General features: G+C 36.9%; 16 protein-coding genes and 1 other annotated feature (1 of these 17 only partly in view). Of the genes, 5 read left to right on the top strand and 11 right to left on the bottom strand.

Annotated features, from left to right (window positions below; all coding sequences use genetic code 11):
- Positions 1-47 precede the first annotated feature (47 nt).
- Both IGJ20_RS01980 and IGJ20_RS01975 read right to left on the bottom strand, forming a co-directional pair.
- Positions 48-1,061 (bottom strand): lipoate--protein ligase, encoded by a 1,014-nt coding sequence (locus IGJ20_RS01980; RefSeq protein ID WP_002371455.1) that lies wholly within the window; start codon positions 1,059-1,061, stop codon positions 48-50.
- A 187-nt stretch (positions 1,062-1,248) separates the two neighbouring features.
- A complete protein-coding gene (locus tag IGJ20_RS01975) occupies positions 1,249-1,866 on the bottom strand; it encodes a nitroreductase family protein (protein WP_172759308.1) in 618 nt (205 codons plus the stop codon).
- Positions 1,867-1,977: 111 nt separating this feature from the next.
- Between IGJ20_RS01975 and IGJ20_RS01970 the strand changes: the two genes are divergently transcribed.
- Entirely contained in the window at positions 1,978-2,325 is a 348-nt protein-coding gene (locus IGJ20_RS01970) for a winged helix-turn-helix transcriptional regulator (protein WP_002355464.1), read from the top strand.
- 13 nt (positions 2,326-2,338) lie between these two features.
- Here the strand turns inward: IGJ20_RS01970 and IGJ20_RS01965 are convergent, their stop codons facing one another.
- Positions 2,339-3,298 (bottom strand): GDP-mannose 4,6-dehydratase, encoded by a 960-nt coding sequence (locus tag IGJ20_RS01965; protein ID WP_086317634.1) that lies wholly within the window; start codon positions 3,296-3,298, stop codon positions 2,339-2,341.
- Positions 3,299-3,318: 20 nt separating this feature from the next.
- The gene (locus IGJ20_RS01960; RefSeq protein WP_002355462.1) at positions 3,319-4,287 is read right to left on the bottom strand and encodes a TDT family transporter; all 969 of its coding nucleotides are present in this window, start codon (positions 4,285-4,287) and stop codon (positions 3,319-3,321) included.
- Between the two features lie 141 nt (positions 4,288-4,428).
- On the opposite strand from IGJ20_RS01960, the gene IGJ20_RS01955 reads away from it, so the two are divergent.
- Positions 4,429-5,256, top strand: a complete 828-nt coding sequence (locus IGJ20_RS01955; protein ID WP_002358639.1) for a LysR family transcriptional regulator — start codon at positions 4,429-4,431, stop codon at positions 5,254-5,256.
- Positions 5,257-5,302: 46 nt separating this feature from the next.
- On the opposite strand, the gene IGJ20_RS01950 is transcribed toward IGJ20_RS01955, so the two are convergent.
- Positions 5,303-5,713 carry a DUF4809 family protein gene (locus IGJ20_RS01950; RefSeq protein ID WP_202522319.1) on the bottom strand — a complete coding sequence of 137 codons (411 nt, stop codon included), beginning with the start codon at positions 5,711-5,713 and terminating at the stop codon, positions 5,303-5,305.
- Positions 5,714-5,728: 15 nt separating this feature from the next.
- On the bottom strand, positions 5,729-6,091 hold the full coding sequence (locus IGJ20_RS01945; RefSeq protein ID WP_002361220.1) for a DUF4809 family protein: 363 nt from the start codon (positions 6,089-6,091) through the stop codon (positions 5,729-5,731).
- 168 nt (positions 6,092-6,259) lie between these two features.
- Here IGJ20_RS01945 and IGJ20_RS01940 point away from each other — a divergent pair, with 168 nt between their 5' ends.
- From IGJ20_RS01940 to IGJ20_RS01930, 3 genes are all read left to right on the top strand, one after another.
- Entirely contained in the window at positions 6,260-7,213 is a 954-nt protein-coding gene (locus IGJ20_RS01940; protein WP_086317632.1) for an L-lactate dehydrogenase, read from the top strand.
- Between the two features lie 131 nt (positions 7,214-7,344).
- Entirely contained in the window at positions 7,345-7,851 is a 507-nt protein-coding gene (locus IGJ20_RS01935; RefSeq protein WP_002355457.1) for a phosphatidylglycerophosphatase A family protein, read from the top strand.
- Positions 7,852-7,991: 140 nt separating this feature from the next.
- Complete coding sequence (locus IGJ20_RS01930) at positions 7,992-8,441, top strand: YehR family lipoprotein (RefSeq protein WP_002379087.1); 450 nt, start codon at positions 7,992-7,994, stop codon at positions 8,439-8,441.
- A gap of 51 nt (positions 8,442-8,492) precedes the next feature.
- Here the strand turns inward: IGJ20_RS01930 and IGJ20_RS01925 are convergent, their stop codons facing one another.
- The 5 genes from IGJ20_RS01925 to tyrS form a co-directional block, all read right to left on the bottom strand.
- On the bottom strand, positions 8,493-9,410 hold the full coding sequence (locus IGJ20_RS01925) for a hypothetical protein (RefSeq protein ID WP_202522318.1): 918 nt from the start codon (positions 9,408-9,410) through the stop codon (positions 8,493-8,495).
- 355 nt (positions 9,411-9,765) lie between these two features.
- Complete coding sequence (gene nhaC / locus IGJ20_RS01920) at positions 9,766-11,172, bottom strand: Na+/H+ antiporter NhaC (RefSeq protein WP_002363118.1); 1,407 nt, start codon at positions 11,170-11,172, stop codon at positions 9,766-9,768.
- A gap of 124 nt (positions 11,173-11,296) precedes the next feature.
- On the bottom strand, positions 11,297-12,715 hold the full coding sequence (gene tyrP / locus IGJ20_RS01915; protein WP_002355453.1) for a tyrosine-tyramine antiporter: 1,419 nt from the start codon (positions 12,713-12,715) through the stop codon (positions 11,297-11,299).
- A 202-nt stretch (positions 12,716-12,917) separates the two neighbouring features.
- The gene (gene tdc, locus IGJ20_RS01910) at positions 12,918-14,780 is read right to left on the bottom strand and encodes a tyrosine decarboxylase (protein WP_002355450.1); all 1,863 of its coding nucleotides are present in this window, start codon (positions 14,778-14,780) and stop codon (positions 12,918-12,920) included.
- A 298-nt stretch (positions 14,781-15,078) separates the two neighbouring features.
- Positions 15,079-16,335 carry a tyrosine--tRNA ligase gene (gene tyrS / locus IGJ20_RS01905; RefSeq protein WP_202522317.1) on the bottom strand — a complete coding sequence of 419 codons (1,257 nt, stop codon included), beginning with the start codon at positions 16,333-16,335 and terminating at the stop codon, positions 15,079-15,081.
- A gap of 191 nt (positions 16,336-16,526) precedes the next feature.
- Positions 16,527-16,556, bottom strand: a binding site (T-box leader) (it continues 185 nt past the right edge of the window).

Raw genomic sequence — 16,556 nt, 5'->3', positions numbered from 1 at the left:
AACGTGCTGGGACAAAAGATTCTTTAACTTTTGTCCCAGCACGTTTATTAATCCACCAATAAATGAACAAATTCTTCTTTGGTGATATTTACAAAGTAGTCTTCAAAGTTAAACGCTGCTAATGCTTGCCAAATTGATGAATACTGATAGTCCACACCTAATAAAGCTGCAACGATTTCCGTTGTCTCTTTTTTGGCAAAATAATCACCATAAATCGTTAACTCAATTATTTTACCTTTTTCAACAGTCAAACGTGCATCCACGATGCCACCTTTAAACTTTTCTTCTTTTTTGATCGTAAATTTAGGCGCTTCACCAAAAATCCAAGCTTCATTGCCATACACTTCAGCGACCAATTTCCTAATTTCCTGTTGATCTGCTTTGGTTAGGACATATTCTTTCTCCGCAATTTCAGTTAGAGATTCGACATCAAAGAGCTCCATCAGTAAACGATTGCGAAATTCCTCGATGGTTAATTGTTGATATTTTTCGTCTAAGTACGGCCGTAAATTGGTTACGCGTCCCCGAACAGATTTTGTCCCTTTTGATTCAATTTTTTTCTTAGAAACAGTTAAGACACGTTGAACTTCTGCCAAATCAACATCATACATCAAGGTACCATGAGTATACATCTTCCCCTTTTTTGTATACATGGCATTGCCAGAAAATTTTTTCCCATCAATTAATAAATCATTGCGACCGCTAATCTCGGCCCCCGTTGCGCCCATTTTGTGTAATGCTTCAATAATTGGTTTAGTGAACGCTTTAAAATCCCCAAAAGCTTGATGTCCTTCCTGAACAACAAAACTAAAGCTGACATTCCCGAGATCATCATAAACAGCACCACCGCCCGATAAACGGCGAGTAATAACGATTCCCTTCTCTCTAGCATAAGCTAAGTCAATTTCTTCATAAGCATTTTGATTTCGGCCTAAAATAACACAGGGTTCCTGAATATAAAACAATACTAAGGGCTCTTCAAAAGAGAGAGTGTTTAATAGATAATCTTCCGTTGCTAAATTTTCACGAATATCTCGTGACTGCATTATGACATAACGCATAAGGTCGCCCCACTTCTTTTTCTTCTAGTGTATCACTTTCTTTCAAACTTGGTTCACTAAACGTCTTCTCTGGCCATTCTCAAAAGCGGATGATCAACAAAAAAACGAACGTGGGACAACAATCACTTTGGATGTTTGTTCCACGCTCAAAATCTAATAAACAGCAATTGCAAAACTGTTTAGCTTTTTAGTCTGACCAAGTTACTACTTCTGAAACATCTCGTCGGACTGTTTCAAAGCCGGGTGTTTGAGCTTTGCCAATCGGAATAATCAGTCCGTTCACTAAATGATCCTCAATATTAAATAACTTGCGAACAGCTTCTGTTTCAAAACCAGACATCGCCACAGTATCATAGCCTCGATCTTTTGCAGAAAGCATCAGCTGCATTGCAACTAAGCCTTGGTCTAACATTAGCCACTCTCTTTTTTGTTCTTCGCTAACATCATAGTACCAAGAAACATTTTCATTAATTCCTTGACGAATTTCTTCCGTCATCGTTCCTTGTGCGACAGCTTTAGCACTGATTTCATCTGCATTGGCCACTGTATAAGCAGTCAAATCACCTAATAAAATAATCACCGCCGCTGCCCCTTTAACTGCTGGTTGTTGCATCGAAACTTCGTAAAGGGCCTCTTTTTGTTCTTTTTCTGTGACAATTAAAAAACGCCATGAATTTAAATTGGTACTATTTGGCGCGAACATCGCTTCCTCAATTATGGCCATTAATTCCTCTTTAGGAATCTCAACATCTGGCGTAAAATCCCGAACTGAGCGGCGGCTGCGAACAACATCTTGATACATCATATTTCTTCTTCCTTCCTCTTGCCTTACTTGACATAGTTATTATTACTCACTATGATGAAGAAAAAAAGTACGCACTTTTTATTCACCTAGGAAGAAAAAAGTAACCATTACGTGTCACAAGGAGAAACTATGACAACTGATAAACAAACCAGTATTAACTTAGCCCTTTCCACCATTAACGGCAAATGGAAATTATCATTAATGGATGAATTATTCCAAGGAACCAAGCGCAACGGTGAATTGATGCGTGCGCTCGACGGAATCACTCAGCGCGTCCTGACAGATCGCTTGAGAGAAATGGAAAAAGATGGCCTAGTCCATCGAGAATCCTTTAACGAACTGCCCCCTCGTGTGGAATATACGCTCACTCCGGAAGGATATGCTCTTTACGATGCCCTCTCTTCACTTTGCCATTGGGGCGAAACATTTGCACAAAAAAAGGCGAGACTTAACAAATAAGTCTCGTCTTTTTTTATCTATTTTGGGTATTATGGGTAAACTTAAGATATTTTTGAAGTCCTTCTTGAATTGAATAAACGGGTGAAAAACCTAAGCCTTTCAAAGCAGAACTATCTGAAAGAGAATATTTTATATCGCCATCTCGTTCCTTTTGATAAGAAACTGGCAAAGAAAGTCCCACTAATTGGTTCATTTCTTCAATTAATTGATTAAGGGAAATGGCAACTTCGGTACCCACATTATAAACATGTCCCAACGCTTCACTTTTGGTTGCTACTAAATCTAATGCAGTTAGGACATCCTCAATGTAGATAAAGTCACGTGTTTGCTGACCATCTCCAAATATTTGAAATTGGCTCGCTTGCCCTTGTTCTAACTGGATATAACGATCCATCAAAATGGACAGGACACCAGAATAGGGTGAAGCAGGATTTTGATTGGGACCATAGACGTTAAAGAAGCGAACTGCGCTCGTGGGTACCCCGTGTAAATGGTATTCATTGAGAACATAACGTTCAGCAGCAAACTTATCAATAGCATAGGGACTCAAAGGGCAAATCACCGAAGTTTCTCTTTTAGGCAACGTTGGCTCTGCACCGTAAACGGCTGCCGACGAAGCAAAAACAAAACGTTTGAGCTTTTTTTGATATTTTTTTATTGACTCCAGTATTTTCAATACACTTAAAAAATTGACCTCATGTGTCTCTAGAGGCTGTGCCACAGAACTTGCCACGCTTGCCACGGCCGCAAGATGAAAGATATACTCAAACGAATGCTTTGAAAGTACTTCGTCCAATAATTGCTGATCCGTCACACTTCCTTTAATAAAAACCAACTGCTCAGTTTGTTGCAAATTTGACACTCGCCCCATGGACAAATCATCAATCACAAAAACTTGATACTGTTGACTATAAAAATTAGCCAAATTAGAACCAATAAAGCCAGCTCCTCCAGTAATTAATAGTTTCTTCACCTCTTTGCTTCCTCTCTTTTTTAATTTAATTCCACTTTTTTCGTGTTATTTTCTCTTTGGAATAAAAAAATGCAATATCGAATGAACACATAACTTACAATAGCCACAGCTAATAAGAGTTCAAAAGTAGACAAAATATTTAACAGACTCGTTAGGCCTACCTTTTCTGCAAATAAAGGTTTAACTTTGACTAATGCTGTCGCAGAAATCACTAATGGGAATGTAAAGGCAGCATAACTTGGATAGAATGTCACTTGCATAATTTTATATAGATTCACTACTACAATCCCATAAATACATTGAGATAAAATTAGCAAGAAAACAACTAATGGCATATACAAATGACCACCCATTGAAATATAGCCAGCTAAACATAACGAACCTGGTGCTGTCATAATCGTCAATAAAGGAATGGTCGATTCAGGCATTTCTTTCGACTTCGTAATTCTCTTGATTAAAATTGGTAACAAGAGTAAATAAAAGAACAACGCTACCCAAAAAACAATTTTTCCCAACTCATTGATAAACAATTGAGAAGTATTAGGAATAACGCCAATGCCGACAAACGTAATAAACCAGCTTGGATAAATATGTTCCAGTTCGATTTTTGTTGGAAAAATATGCACCGCTACAAAATAAATCATTAAAATAAAATGTAAAATCACTGCGCCAATCCACAACACGTTAATCCAAGCAGCATTGGTAAATATCCGATCTAAGAAAACACAGATAACCATTAAAGCCATTGTAAATGTTGGTGATACCGAAGCAATAATTGGATCATCTAAGGTGCTTAATGCATGTTTCATTGTAAAAATAATTTTTAAAATAACTAAAATCATTAAGAGACTGCCAAGTACACAATAAATGGTCCCAATTGTTGCATATCCCAAGGAATAAAGTAAATTCCCCAAAGAAACCATCCCTAAAATTAGTCCGCAAATGGGAATCGGGACTTTCCGCAAGAATTTTTTCGCACTTTCTACCATTATGTAGTCACACTCCGTCTTTATTTATTATTATTGATATTAATCAAAAGTATGTTATTATACTAAATGAAATATTTATATTTGTAAAATAAATATTTGCAATACCAACTATTAAGATAGCAAATAGAAAGAGGCGATTTTATGTTCGAATGGATCAAAACATTTATTGCTGTGTATGAAACCAAAAATTTTAGTGCGGCGGCCAAACAATTGTATATTTCTCAGCCAACTGTTTCTTTGCAAATCAAGAAATTAGAGCAACACTTTTCGATCAAGCTGTTCTATCGTAATGGAAAACAATCGGTTATTCCTACCAAAGAAGCTGATTTTTTATATCCAAAAATGCTCTCGATTATTGAAAGCTTAACTACTTCTTTTGCGCAAGCTGCAGAAAAAGAGAATTTTAAAGAAGACTGCATTATAGCCTCTTCAAATACAGTTGCTATTTATTTACTGCCAGATATTATGGAGAGTTTGGTTACCGCTTTTCCACTCATCAACTTTTCGATTCAACTGATGAATTCAAACGAAGTCGTGGATATGGTTCAAAATAATCATGCCCACATTGGACTAATTGAAAAACCCATTGAAACCAAAAATCTACACAAAGAAATTGTTTATGAAGACCAACTAGTTCTAGCAGGAGATGCCGCTTCAAAATTTTGGCTCTTAAGAGAAAAGAACTCTGGCTTACGTTTTTTCAATGAGCTTTATCTCAACGAACACAGCATCAACTTACCAATTATCGAATTAAACAACAACGAAGTCCTGTTACAATTGCTAAAAAATAACATTGGGCAATCAATTGTTTCTCGATTATCTATTTCCGATGAGATCCCTTGGCAACCAATTGATCAGTCCTTTGCTTCTCGAAAAATTTTCATTGTCCAGACCGATCACCATGCCAATACTTCCTTCTCTGAAGTTTATAACCGAATCGTTGAAAAAATTCGTGAACGACAAACCTAAAAAACAGGAGAACGACTTAGCTTTCGCTAAATCGTTTTCCTGTTTTTTATTCATCAGTTTCCTCTACCAATTCAAATTCAAAAGGTTCTAACTCAAATAGTTGGCGTAAAATTTGCTGGGTTTCTTGGAACACTTGTTGTGGCTCTTTACACAAAAGAGTGCTTTGAATGGTCTGTTTTTTTGATTGAAAAAGAATTCTCGTTTCCTCTTCCTTGAATACAACTTGATGAGTTTCCCTTTCAAACACCGTATATTCTTCGAACATTTCCATAACTAATTTTTGACGAAACCCTTCTTTGAGTGCTAATAAAGTTACTAAATCTGCAACGGTTAGCGTTTCTAACGCAATTGTTTCATCTTCTACATGAACAAGATAATTCGTACACTTCACATTCGGACAGGCATTGCAGCCGCCATTAATCAAGTCTGAGGTAGTTGTTATTTTTACCTGTTTCATCTTAATCCTTCTTTCCTACTTTTCGAGAAAAACACAAGGGGTCTCCTCAAAAATATTCAATAAAATATGATTGACTTCTTGAAAGACTTCTTCGTGATTCCGGCATTGTTTTTCCATTACTAAACGCAGATCATTCACAACAAAAGTCAACGTCGTCGCTTGTTGGGAAACATGTATACAACGGTTGCCTTTAACAAAACATTCTGTTTGCTCTTCAATGAATGGTTCTTTTTGATAGCCATATGCTGAAGCGACACATTCCAGGATTTCGTAGATTTCTATTTTTGGAAGTTCATAGCTACAGCTACCGATAACTAGTTGAAAACAGTTCGGCTGTTTTTCATTATTGCTTGCATAATACACTGTTGTCGTTGTCATTTTGCCTCCTTATCTCCTCTATTTTCCTACTCTTATCATAACAAAAAAAAGCACGCTTCCCTTATTTAAATTGTTAATAAAGACTATTACAGATTGGTATAACCACACCTAAAAAGTTCGTGATATAATTCACTAAGAAAGAAATATTACAGAAAGAAGAGATGAACGATGAAAGTATTTAACAAAAAAGTCGCAATTATTGGTACTGGTTTTGTTGGCACAAGTATTGCCTACTCCATGATCAACCAAGGGATTGCGAATGAATTAATCTTAGTTGATATTGACAAAGCCAAATCTGAAGGCGAAGCAATTGACTTATTAGATGGTGTGTCTTGGGGTCAAGAAAATGTAAACGTCTGGGCTGGCGACTATCAAGACTGCCAAGATGCCGATATCGTCGTGATTACAGCTGGTGCTAATCAAAAACCTGGGCAAAGTCGTCTAGATTTGGTTTCAATCAATGCAGAAATTATGAAAACAATTGTTAACAATATCATGAAATCTGGTTTTGATGGAATTTTAGTGATTGCCTCAAATCCTGTCGATGTACTGACTTATGTGGCTTGGCAAGCTTCTGGTTTACCTGTTTCAAGAGTAATTGGAACTGGTACAACTTTGGACACAACTCGTTTCCGCAAAGAACTGTCTCAACGTTTAGCGATTGATCCACGCAATGTTCACGGCTATATTATTGGCGAACACGGGGATTCTGAAGTGGCTGTCTGGTCTCATACCATGATTGGTACCAAACCTATTTTAGAAATTGTGGATACGACAGAGCGCTTAACTAGTGACGATTTACCAATCATTTCTGATAAAGTGAAAAATACAGCTTATGAAATTATCGATCGCAAACAAGCGACCTATTATGGGATTGGTATGAGTACTGCACGCATTGTTAAAGCCATTTTAAATAATGAACAAGCTATTTTACCTGTCTCAGCTTACTTAGATGGGCAATATGGGCAACAAGATGTATTTACAGGGATTCCTGCAATCGTTGGCAATCAAGGTGTGACTGACATTATTGAATTGAATCTGAATGCCGCTGAAAAAGAACTCTTCCAAAAATCAGTGACACAATTAAAACAAGTGATGGCATCGTTACAACCGAACGCTTAGTAATTTTTAACTAAAAATAACACTTCAACTAAATTATTCTCTACCAAAATAGATTCTAATTCCCCTTTATCGTTCTTTTTGGTACCATGAAAGAAGAACTTCAACTAAAGCAGAAATTAGGAGGACAAAAAATGGTAATCCAAGGAGATACGTTAGAAAATAGCGCACGTCGTTTATTGCAAGAACGTGGCGTAACAATGAATGATTTAGCTGAACTTGTGTTATTTTTACAAAAAGATTATATTGATAATTTAACATTAGATACTTGTTTAGAAAGTGTTGATGCCGTGTTAACAAAGCGTGAAGTACACAACGCGATTATTACAGGTGTTCAATTGGATATTCTGGCAGAAGAAAACAAGCTACTCTCACCGTTACAAGAAATTTTAACGGAAGATGAAGGGCTTTATGGCATTGATGAAATTATGGCGCTCTCCATTGTAAATGTTTATGGATCTATCGGTTTTACGAACTATGGGTATATCGACAAGGTAAAACCAGGCATTTTAAAAGAGTTAAATGCGCATGATGGCGAACATGTCCACACATTCTTGGATGATATCGTGGGCGCAATTGCAGCTGCGGCTGCCAGTCGGTTGGCTCACTCACAACCAGATTTAAGTGATATTACTAAATAAAAAAACTTGCCTCTTCATTTTTATGAGAAGAGGCAAGTTTTTTTATTTGCTGGACTTCTCACAAGCTTTCTACTTAACAGTAATTATTTGCCGTGTTATGTTACAGTCAAGAATAAACAGCTAAAGGAGGTTATCTAGAAATGAAAAAGTTTTTGCGCATATTTTTAATTTTTATTGGGGTATTTTTTCTTGCAAGTTGCGGTTCAAAAATAGAGACAAAAACCTTTGTAGGTTCGCCACAAGATGGGATTGATTCCACCTTAACCTATACGTACCAAGGAGATAAAGTCTTAACGCAAACGGCTAAAAACATTGTTTCTTATGACAAGTTGGGGATTACAAAAGAAGAGGCAAAAACAGCGTTGGAACCCGTTTCTAAACAATATGAGGACATCAAAGGGCTTGATTACAAACTGACCTATGAGGACAAACAAGCCATCGAAAAATTGACGATTAATTATGAAAAACTTGATTATGATAAAGCCAAAAAAGTGGATGGTATCCAGATTGATGGCGATTCTTCTAAGGGAATCAGCATGAAGAAAAGCCAAGAATTGGTGGAGTCACAAGGTTATACAGAACAAAAATAATAAAAGAAAGCGTGCGACAATGGGCATTGTTGCACGCTTTCTTTTGATTATTTAAATCGATGTTGCCATCTTCACTGCCTGAATTGGGTCAAAATGATGGACAGAGTAAACGACTGTACCGGCTTGCCAAACTACTGAGTTGCGATTATAGTCAGTGGTTCCTGACACGTTCAGTGTGATTTGACCAACGGTATTCGGTGCTGGTAATGTTTCTTGTTCCAAAATGTTGACAACATTTTTCGCTAAATCATCAGGCGATTCACCATTGATATTTGAGGCCCGTACGACTAAACTCCAATTGCCTTCTTGCCAAGATAAGTAACTAGAACCTGCCGCCCCTTGTTTATACCCAGTAATATTGTAACCTAAATCTACTGGTTGACCGCCATTGTCAATGATTTGGTTCACTGCATTTTTTGCTTCGGCATCAGAGCCATATGTTTTTTTCTCAAAAGAACTAATTGGCGTTAACTGATTAACACGTGCATCATTCACTGGAATCGCTTCTTTTTCTGCATAATATAAAACACGGAAATTGTTTTGATCCGCTTGTGATGTTGTCGCTGCAGTTAAAAAGTTATTCGTTTGACTCGTTAAAATTGCCTGTGGTAAGCCTTGACTAGGAAACATGTTTGCTAGCTGGTTAAGCACTTGGTTGGCTTGGTCATCTGGATTCGCATTTTTCGCTGGTGATTGCTTCTCTGCTGAGCCATTATTTGCCGCTTCCTTCGTAGAAGAAGCTGTTGCTTTCGAATCAGCTGTTGTTGTTCCTGACGGTTTCGCATCACTAGATTTTGTTGCTGCTTTGCTACTTGATTCTTTTGTAGCAGATGCTTTTGTACTCTCGACTGTGGTACTTTCCGCAGCACTGGAACGACTATCCGTATTTTCTGTACTTTTTCCGCCGCCGCATGCTGCTAAAGCAAGGGTTAAAAGAAAAGCACTAGAAATAAGCCCTATCTTTTTCATAAGAATTCCTCCTTGTTTTCCCTACCCTTATTGTACCTTAATCATGTGTATCCGTCACTTGTTTGTGTTTCGTTCTAAGTTGGTTTAAATAACAAAAGTGGACGGTAGGATTCGAACCTACACCTCAACATTGAGCAAGAATAAACTACTGTTAGTCTCTATGAGTTTAACACCACGTTCATCCACCTATTTGATTGATCCTTTGTATCATAACTTAGAATAATTAAATTGCCTTTAAGGAGCTTCAAAGATTATATGAAGAATTGTAAAAAATCTGTGACGAAAAAACGATTGAACCAATCAGTAGATACACTGAGGTTCAATCGTAACCAATTGTTTAATTATCTGAAAAAACTCACAATTCAACGTTAGTCCCTGGTGCTTTTTTGTTTTCCCCTTGTTGTTTTTTTAAGAATATCCCCAAAATGACAGTGATAATAGGGCAAAGCAATGGGAAAAAGGCATACGGTAAGTATTCTAGTGCACCAACTTTTAACGTTCCCATAATGAAGGTACCACTAACTCCCCAAGGAATTAACGAGTTGACTGCCGCCCCAGCATCTGCCAAAGTACGAGTTAAATATTTTTTATCAATACCTAAACGAGTAAATGAGGATTTAAATGTTTCCCCTGGTAAAATAATTGACAAATATTGTTCGCCAACTAGTAAGTTAATTCCCACAGAACTTAAGGCAGTTAAAGCGATTAATTTGGCTGGATTATTCACATAGCCTTTAATTTTATCAATTAAAGTAGCCACGATGTTAAACTTAATCAACAAACCGCCCAAACCTAATGCCAAAATAATCAACGCAGCAGAACCTAACATGCTTTCAATCCCACCACGAGATAAAAGTGTATCAATACTTTGATCCCCTGTATCTGCCACATAACCACTCATTAAGATGGTAGAAACTTTCGCTAAACTTAGGTGATGATCATTTATAAAAGCTAAGATGACCGCCACTGTAGAGCCGACTAGTAACGTTGGAATAGCCGGTACCTTTTTCCAAGCGAATAAGAATAAAACCGCTACTGGCAACAATGTAATCGGTGAAATCCAGAATCCTTGATGTAACGTTTGGACCATTGCATCAACCGATTGTAAATCCGCCGAACCAGATTGATGCCCCAAGAAGATATAGCCGACAATCGAAATAATAAACGCCGGAATAACAGTGTACATCATGTTTAGTATATGTTCAAAAAGGTTCACGCCACCAATTCCAGCAGCTAAGTTTGTTGTATCAGATAACGGTGAAATATTGTTCCCTAAAAAGGCACCTGAAACAACTGCGCCAGCTGTCATCGCATTGTCGAATCCAAGAATATGTCCAATACCTAGAAAGGCAATCCCCATAGTTGAAACAGTCGTAAAGGAGCTCCCTACCGTCACACCAACTAGTGCGCAGACCACAAAAACGGTTGGTAAGAAGAACTTCACTGAGATAATTTTAAAACCATAGACCATAATTGTTGGAATCGTCCCAGACAAGATCCAAGTAGCAACTAAGACACCTATCAACAAGAAAATAATAATCGGAATGATCCCTGGTTTAATCCCTTCCACAATGCCTTCGTGGATCTCATCCCAAGAAAATCCTTTCCATTTGCCATAAAGCAACAACAACATGAATACAAAAAGAATCGGTATGTGAGGGGTTAATTTTTGACCAATAATTAAGTACCCGAGAATCGCTAACAAGGCAATCAAAATGCCTAAACTTTCAGCGAACGAAACAGTGGGTTTCGTTGATTTCATATGAAAACCTCCTTTTATGGAAAGCGAAAACTGAAGCAATAATCGAACTTGCTTCAGTTTCCAAACGACAATTTACTATAGTCATCAGGTGAAGAGGCACTCAGCAAAATAATTGCTGGCCTTTTTATTCACCTAAATCTTCTTTTACTTCCGTTGCCCAACTTGCTTTTTTAAAGCGATTAATGATTAACGGAATCACAAACATAACAATAGTGATTAATGCAACTAAGACTGCATCAGTCACGGTTGTTGTACCTAATGTGGCGAAAATAACAATGATAACACTAAAAATTAACATTGCTGCCACTAAATAAGCTAAGCCATTACCTTTTTTACCAATTCGGTAAGGACGTAGTGTATCTGGTTGAGATTTACGTAATTTAATTAGGGAAATCGCAATCAATACATACACAATACTATAAATAATTGTTGTTGCATTTGTTAAAGTTAAGAATACAGCGTTGACATCATCCATTACCCCATAAAGTAATGCGAATAATGAGATAACCACAGATTGTGTTAACACAACGTTACGAGAAACGCCATATTTATTTTCGCGATGGAAACCAAATTTTGGTGGCAATAAGCCATCACGAGCAACTTGAATAATTGTTTTTGATGGTCCAGTAACCCAAGCAGATAATTGTAATAACACGCCTAAGAAGACCATGAAACTAAAGATATTACCAATAATTGTTGGTAAACCTAAAACGTCACAATAAAGTAAAATTGGTTGTGTAATGTTAGACAATTCCATTTTGCCATTTGGAACAATATTAGCAACAAACATTGCATTAATAACGTTTAATAAAACTAAACCAATTAATGAAATGAAAACGCCTTTTGTATAATTTTTTGTTGCATCTTTCAAACGAGGAATATAAACAGAAGACATTTCAATCCCAACAAAGATAAACGCAATCCCTGCTAGATATTTAAATGTGTCCATATTTTCTAAGTTTGGTAAAACTTTTGACCAAGAGAAGGCACCTAAATAGCCGCCAGGTGTTAAGCCTACTTTAATCATTGAAAGAAGACCTAAAACAAACATAACTAATACTGGGATGTAAACACCTAGCCAAACACCAATATTTCCGCCAACTTTCGCCATGTCAAATTTCAAGTTCAAGATTGTAATAATCCAGTAAATCACTAAGATACAACCTAATACGAACCAATGATTTTCACCTAAATGAACATTACCAAATGTATTACCTAGCAAAGGGCCTAATGTAGAAGCAACCATTACCATTCCTGGGAACATTTGCACCCATAGTAACCAAGCGACAACAAAACCCCATTTGCTACCTAAGGCAGTTTTAACCCAAAGTTGAGGGCCACCTTCTTGAGGAAGCATCGTAGATAATTCACCAGATATCAATGCGATTGGACCAGCAAAGAATAAGACCGCGAAAATTGTGTAAGAAATTAATGTCCAACCAACAGCAGCAAGTGTTGGGATACTACGTACAGTTGCACACAATGCCATTGTTAAACCGATAAAAGTACCTAATTCAATTTTTTTAACTTGTTGTTTATCCAATTTTGTACACTCCTTATAAGATTTTGGATAAGGAGCATGAATGACTGTTATACGCTGAGTAAAACAGCCATTCGACTGCCTCTTACCCAGACAAAGAATTGGTTAAGAGGTTAGCCGTCTGGTTGATTTATCTCTTGAATAAATCAACCAGACCAACGTTCCCTCGTTCGGTTACCATTTCTTTTTTCCGTTTAAGATTCAATTATTTTACGTCGTAAATTTGTTCTAATTTTTCTTGTAAAGCAGCTTGAATCTTAGGAGCGTAAACATCAAATTCTTCTTTATCGTTCATGTATGGAGTCATTACAGCAGCACGTAACACAGTTACTTTACCTGCACGGTTCCATTCTTCGTCACTAAATCCTAAGCTGTTTACAAATTTTAATGGGCTGTTGCCATAATCTGGAATAGCAAAGTCAGTATGTGAAGTAATGAATTCGTTGTTGTAAATATTTCCTTTAACGTATGATGCATAGTCATATACATCATGGTTTAATTTGTTCATTGCTACTAAATCATCGTTGCCTTTTTCTTTAAACACATAGTCAACCATGTTGAAGTCTGGATGAGTTAATGTGTGGACTTCGATTTCTTTGTCGCCAACTTTGAATGTTAAATCATTCAAGAAGTTATAGAAATGATGTGATCCTTCAATTGAAGCACCAATTAATTTACCATAACCTGCAACGTTTAAAGGTAAAACGTGATGTGCAGCCCATACAGAAGCAGCTGTTGCACCAGCTTTTGAACCTTCAAGGATATAAGCACCTAGTAACGCAGGAATATCGGCACCTTTTTCAAATACGTAAGTTGCGAAGTAAGAAATAACGTCGCGCATACGGATATCTTGGATAACGATACCACCAGCTGAATAAGGGATATAACCCATTTTATGAGGATCAATTGTTACTGATTCTGCTAATTCGATTGCTTTATATGCATCATACACTTCTCTTGAAATGTGTTCTTTTTTCTCTTTGAAGACACCGTATTCTTCGTGAACATCTTGTAAATCTTCGTAAGGGATGAAGTTGTTGTCTTCGTCTAAAAAGATGGCACGTCCATAACCACCATAAGCAGCATCAACGTGTACATAATAGTAAATACCGTCTTTCATTAATTCATCGCGTAAAGCAATAATTTTATCGATTGAGTCAACAGCACCTTCTTCAGTAGAACCAACTACACCGACAACACCTAGCACTGGAATTTGTTCTTCTGCTAAGCCACGAACGATTTTTTCTAATTCGTTGATATCCATACGGTAGTTATGGTCAACTGGTACTGGGATAACTTGATCTAAACCGATACCGATAATATCAGCAGCTTTTAACCAAGAATAGTGTTTAGTTTGTGGGACTAACCATTTACCGATTGCTTGTAAATGTTTACCTGAACGAGCTGAATGAGCTTTGATTTCATCAATTTCATCTTCAGCTGATTCTAATAAGTCCATAATTTCTTTTGTTGGCATGTTCAATAGTTCCCAATCTGATTTGCCAGCAACTAATTCTGGTTTTACTTCTTTCATAGCAAATGGTAATGATTTAATGTTACGGGCATACCATAAGCCTTCTAAGTTAGCTAAAGAACCATCAGCAACGATGTGTCCCCAACCATTTTTGTAGCTCATTAAGTGAGCAAATTCATGTCCTACTTCTTCTTCCATTTGAGAAGTTGCTGGAGAAGATTCATAGGCAACGTTGTTCCCGTTCCATAGCATTGCAAAGTTGTAAGCTAATAGAGAAGGCATTAATGTTTCTGAGTTCATATGTCCCCAATATCTACCTGCTGTATGCCATGGAACTGAATGTGTACGCATGCGAGAAGAGATTTCATTCAATACATCTTTCATATGGTTGACAGTTTTTTCGTAGCTTTCAGATGTGCGTTCTTGAGAAGAGATAACTGGCATGTCTTGTGGCATGTAGTTTTGACGCCATCCTAAATGTTCATCTACTAAGTCGATCAACAAGTCTTTATATAATTGTCCGTTTTCGGCTTTGTCCCCAATGAATAGTGCATTAAGGTTCATTTCGCCTTTTGCTAATTTTTCGTTTTTCATACGAAAATTCCTCCTTACAAATTTTAATGAATTAGATTTTGCATTCACAACTTACACCCAAACGGCTAAAGTGTAAAGAAGAAAAATAACAATGGTTATCATAGCTCTTTAATTTTATAATTTTTTCACAAGGTGTCTTGTCAGAACCATTATATAAAAAAATAAGAGTGGGATTGTGTGTACAATCCCACTCTTATTAGGTGTATTAACGGTTTCACCACTACCTGTAAGGAGAAATAGAATTTTAACTTTGATCAAATAATCACACGTCTTCTCTTCGTGAAATTATTATCAATTTCTAATCCATTACTTTTGCTAAAAAGTAATTTTTCTTCCCTTTCCGTACAACAACGAATTTTCCATCGAAATGTTGTGTTGGATCGACTGCAAAATCTAAATCGGTAACTCGGTCACCGTTAATACTTATAGCTCCTCCGCTCACATCTTCGCGAGCTTGACGTTTTGATGGTTCGATTTCTGTGTCAACTAACCAATCTACGATGTTTTTAGCATCTTTGGTAATTTCAACAGTTGGCACATGTTCTAACCCTTGCTCGATTTCCTCAATCGTTAAGTCTTTAATATTGCCTGAGAAAAGAGCTTCTGAAATTTTTTGCGCTTCTTCTAATGCTGCATCATCGTGAACAAATCGTGTCACTTCTTCAGCTAAGCGTCTTTGTGCTTCACGTTTACCTGGTTCTTTTTCAACTTTTTCAGCTAACGCATCGATTTCTTCTTTATCTAAGAAAGTAAAGAATTTCAAGTATTTGATGACATCACGATCATCTTGGTTTAACCAGAATTGGTAGAATTCAAATGGTGAAGTTTTCTTAGGATCTAACCAGATAGCGCCACCCGCTGTTTTCCCAAATTTTGTACCATCTGCTTTTAGCATTAAAGGAATGGTTAACCCGAATACTTTGGCTTCTGGTCCTTCTTTTTTACGAATCAAATCTAATCCTGCAGTGATATTGCCCCATTGATCAGCACCACCAATTTGCAATTGAATATTATGTTTTTTATGCAATGTGTAAAAGTCAATTGATTGAAGAATTTGGTATGTGAATTCTGTAAAGGAAATGCCACTTTCTAAACGACTAGCGACAATGTCTTTTGCCAACATCGTGTTGACATTAAAGTTTTTCCCGTAATCTCTTAAAAAATCTAATAAAGATAGTTCTGATAACCAATCGTAGTTGTTCACCATTGTTACCTCAGAATCTTTACCAAATAATTTTTTCATTTGGTTTGAAAGACTGTCCACATTATGTTGCACAGCTTCCATCGTTTGTAAGACACGTTCGGTTGTTCGTCCACTTGGATCACCAATTGTTCCAGTTCCGCCACCAATTAAAATGTATGGGTGATGACCTGCTAATTGGAATCGTTTCATCATCATAAAAGGAATTAAATGTCCAATATGCATGCTATCTCCAGTTGGATCGACACCGCAATATAGCGAAATGCTCGTATTTTCTGTAAGTTCTCTTAGTCCTTCTTCGTTTGTTTGTTGATTGATTGCATCACGCCATGCTAGCTCGTCAATGATATTCATGTTATCACCCTCCATATTTATAATTATCTCTTTATAGGAAATCGTTCATTTAACGAAATAAACGATTAACACACTTGTTTTTACACGATATCCCGTGTTTATTTCTATGTATACACGGGTTCACGAAATTTTCTTTGGTCTGCCACGTATTCAAAAAAAGAATACAAAAAATCCCTAAGCCGTCGAAACGACTTAGGGACGAATTTCTCGTGGTACCACCC

Origin of the sequence: Enterococcus sp. DIV0294 (genome assembly GCF_050558155.1) — a bacterium.
GTDB lineage: Bacteria > Bacillota > Bacilli > Lactobacillales > Enterococcaceae > Enterococcus > Enterococcus faecalis.
The sequence above is the reverse complement of the archived record's forward strand: the minus strand, read 5'-3'. Positions and strand labels throughout refer to the sequence as shown.

Bases quoted from the DNA above. Each gene is read 5' to 3' on its own strand.
- IGJ20_RS01980 (WP_002371455.1), bottom strand. From the start codon at position 1,061: ATGCGTTATGTCATAATGCAGTCACGAGATATTCGTGAAAATTTAGCA.
- IGJ20_RS01975 (WP_172759308.1), bottom strand. From the start codon at position 1,866: ATGATGTATCAAGATGTTGTTCGCAGCCGCCGCTCAGTTCGGGATTTT.
- IGJ20_RS01960 (WP_002355462.1), bottom strand. From the start codon at position 4,287: ATGGTAGAAAGTGCGAAAAAATTCTTGCGGAAAGTCCCGATTCCCATT.
- IGJ20_RS01955 (WP_002358639.1), top strand. From the start codon at position 4,429: ATGTTCGAATGGATCAAAACATTTATTGCTGTGTATGAAACCAAAAAT.
- IGJ20_RS01950 (WP_202522319.1), bottom strand. From the start codon at position 5,713: ATGAAACAGGTAAAAATAACAACTACCTCAGACTTGATTAATGGCGGC.
- IGJ20_RS01945 (WP_002361220.1), bottom strand. From the start codon at position 6,091: ATGACAACGACAACAGTGTATTATGCAAGCAATAATGAAAAACAGCCG.
- IGJ20_RS01940 (WP_086317632.1), top strand. From the start codon at position 6,260: ATGAAAGTATTTAACAAAAAAGTCGCAATTATTGGTACTGGTTTTGTT.
- IGJ20_RS01935 (WP_002355457.1), top strand. From the start codon at position 7,345: ATGGTAATCCAAGGAGATACGTTAGAAAATAGCGCACGTCGTTTATTG.
- IGJ20_RS01930 (WP_002379087.1), top strand. From the start codon at position 7,992: ATGAAAAAGTTTTTGCGCATATTTTTAATTTTTATTGGGGTATTTTTT.
- IGJ20_RS01925 (WP_202522318.1), bottom strand. From the start codon at position 9,410: ATGAAAAAGATAGGGCTTATTTCTAGTGCTTTTCTTTTAACCCTTGCT.
- nhaC (WP_002363118.1), bottom strand. From the start codon at position 11,172: ATGAAATCAACGAAACCCACTGTTTCGTTCGCTGAAAGTTTAGGCATT.
- tdc (WP_002355450.1), bottom strand. From the start codon at position 14,780: ATGAAAAACGAAAAATTAGCAAAAGGCGAAATGAACCTTAATGCACTA.
- tyrS (WP_202522317.1), bottom strand. From the start codon at position 16,335: ATGAATATCATTGACGAGCTAGCATGGCGTGATGCAATCAATCAACAA.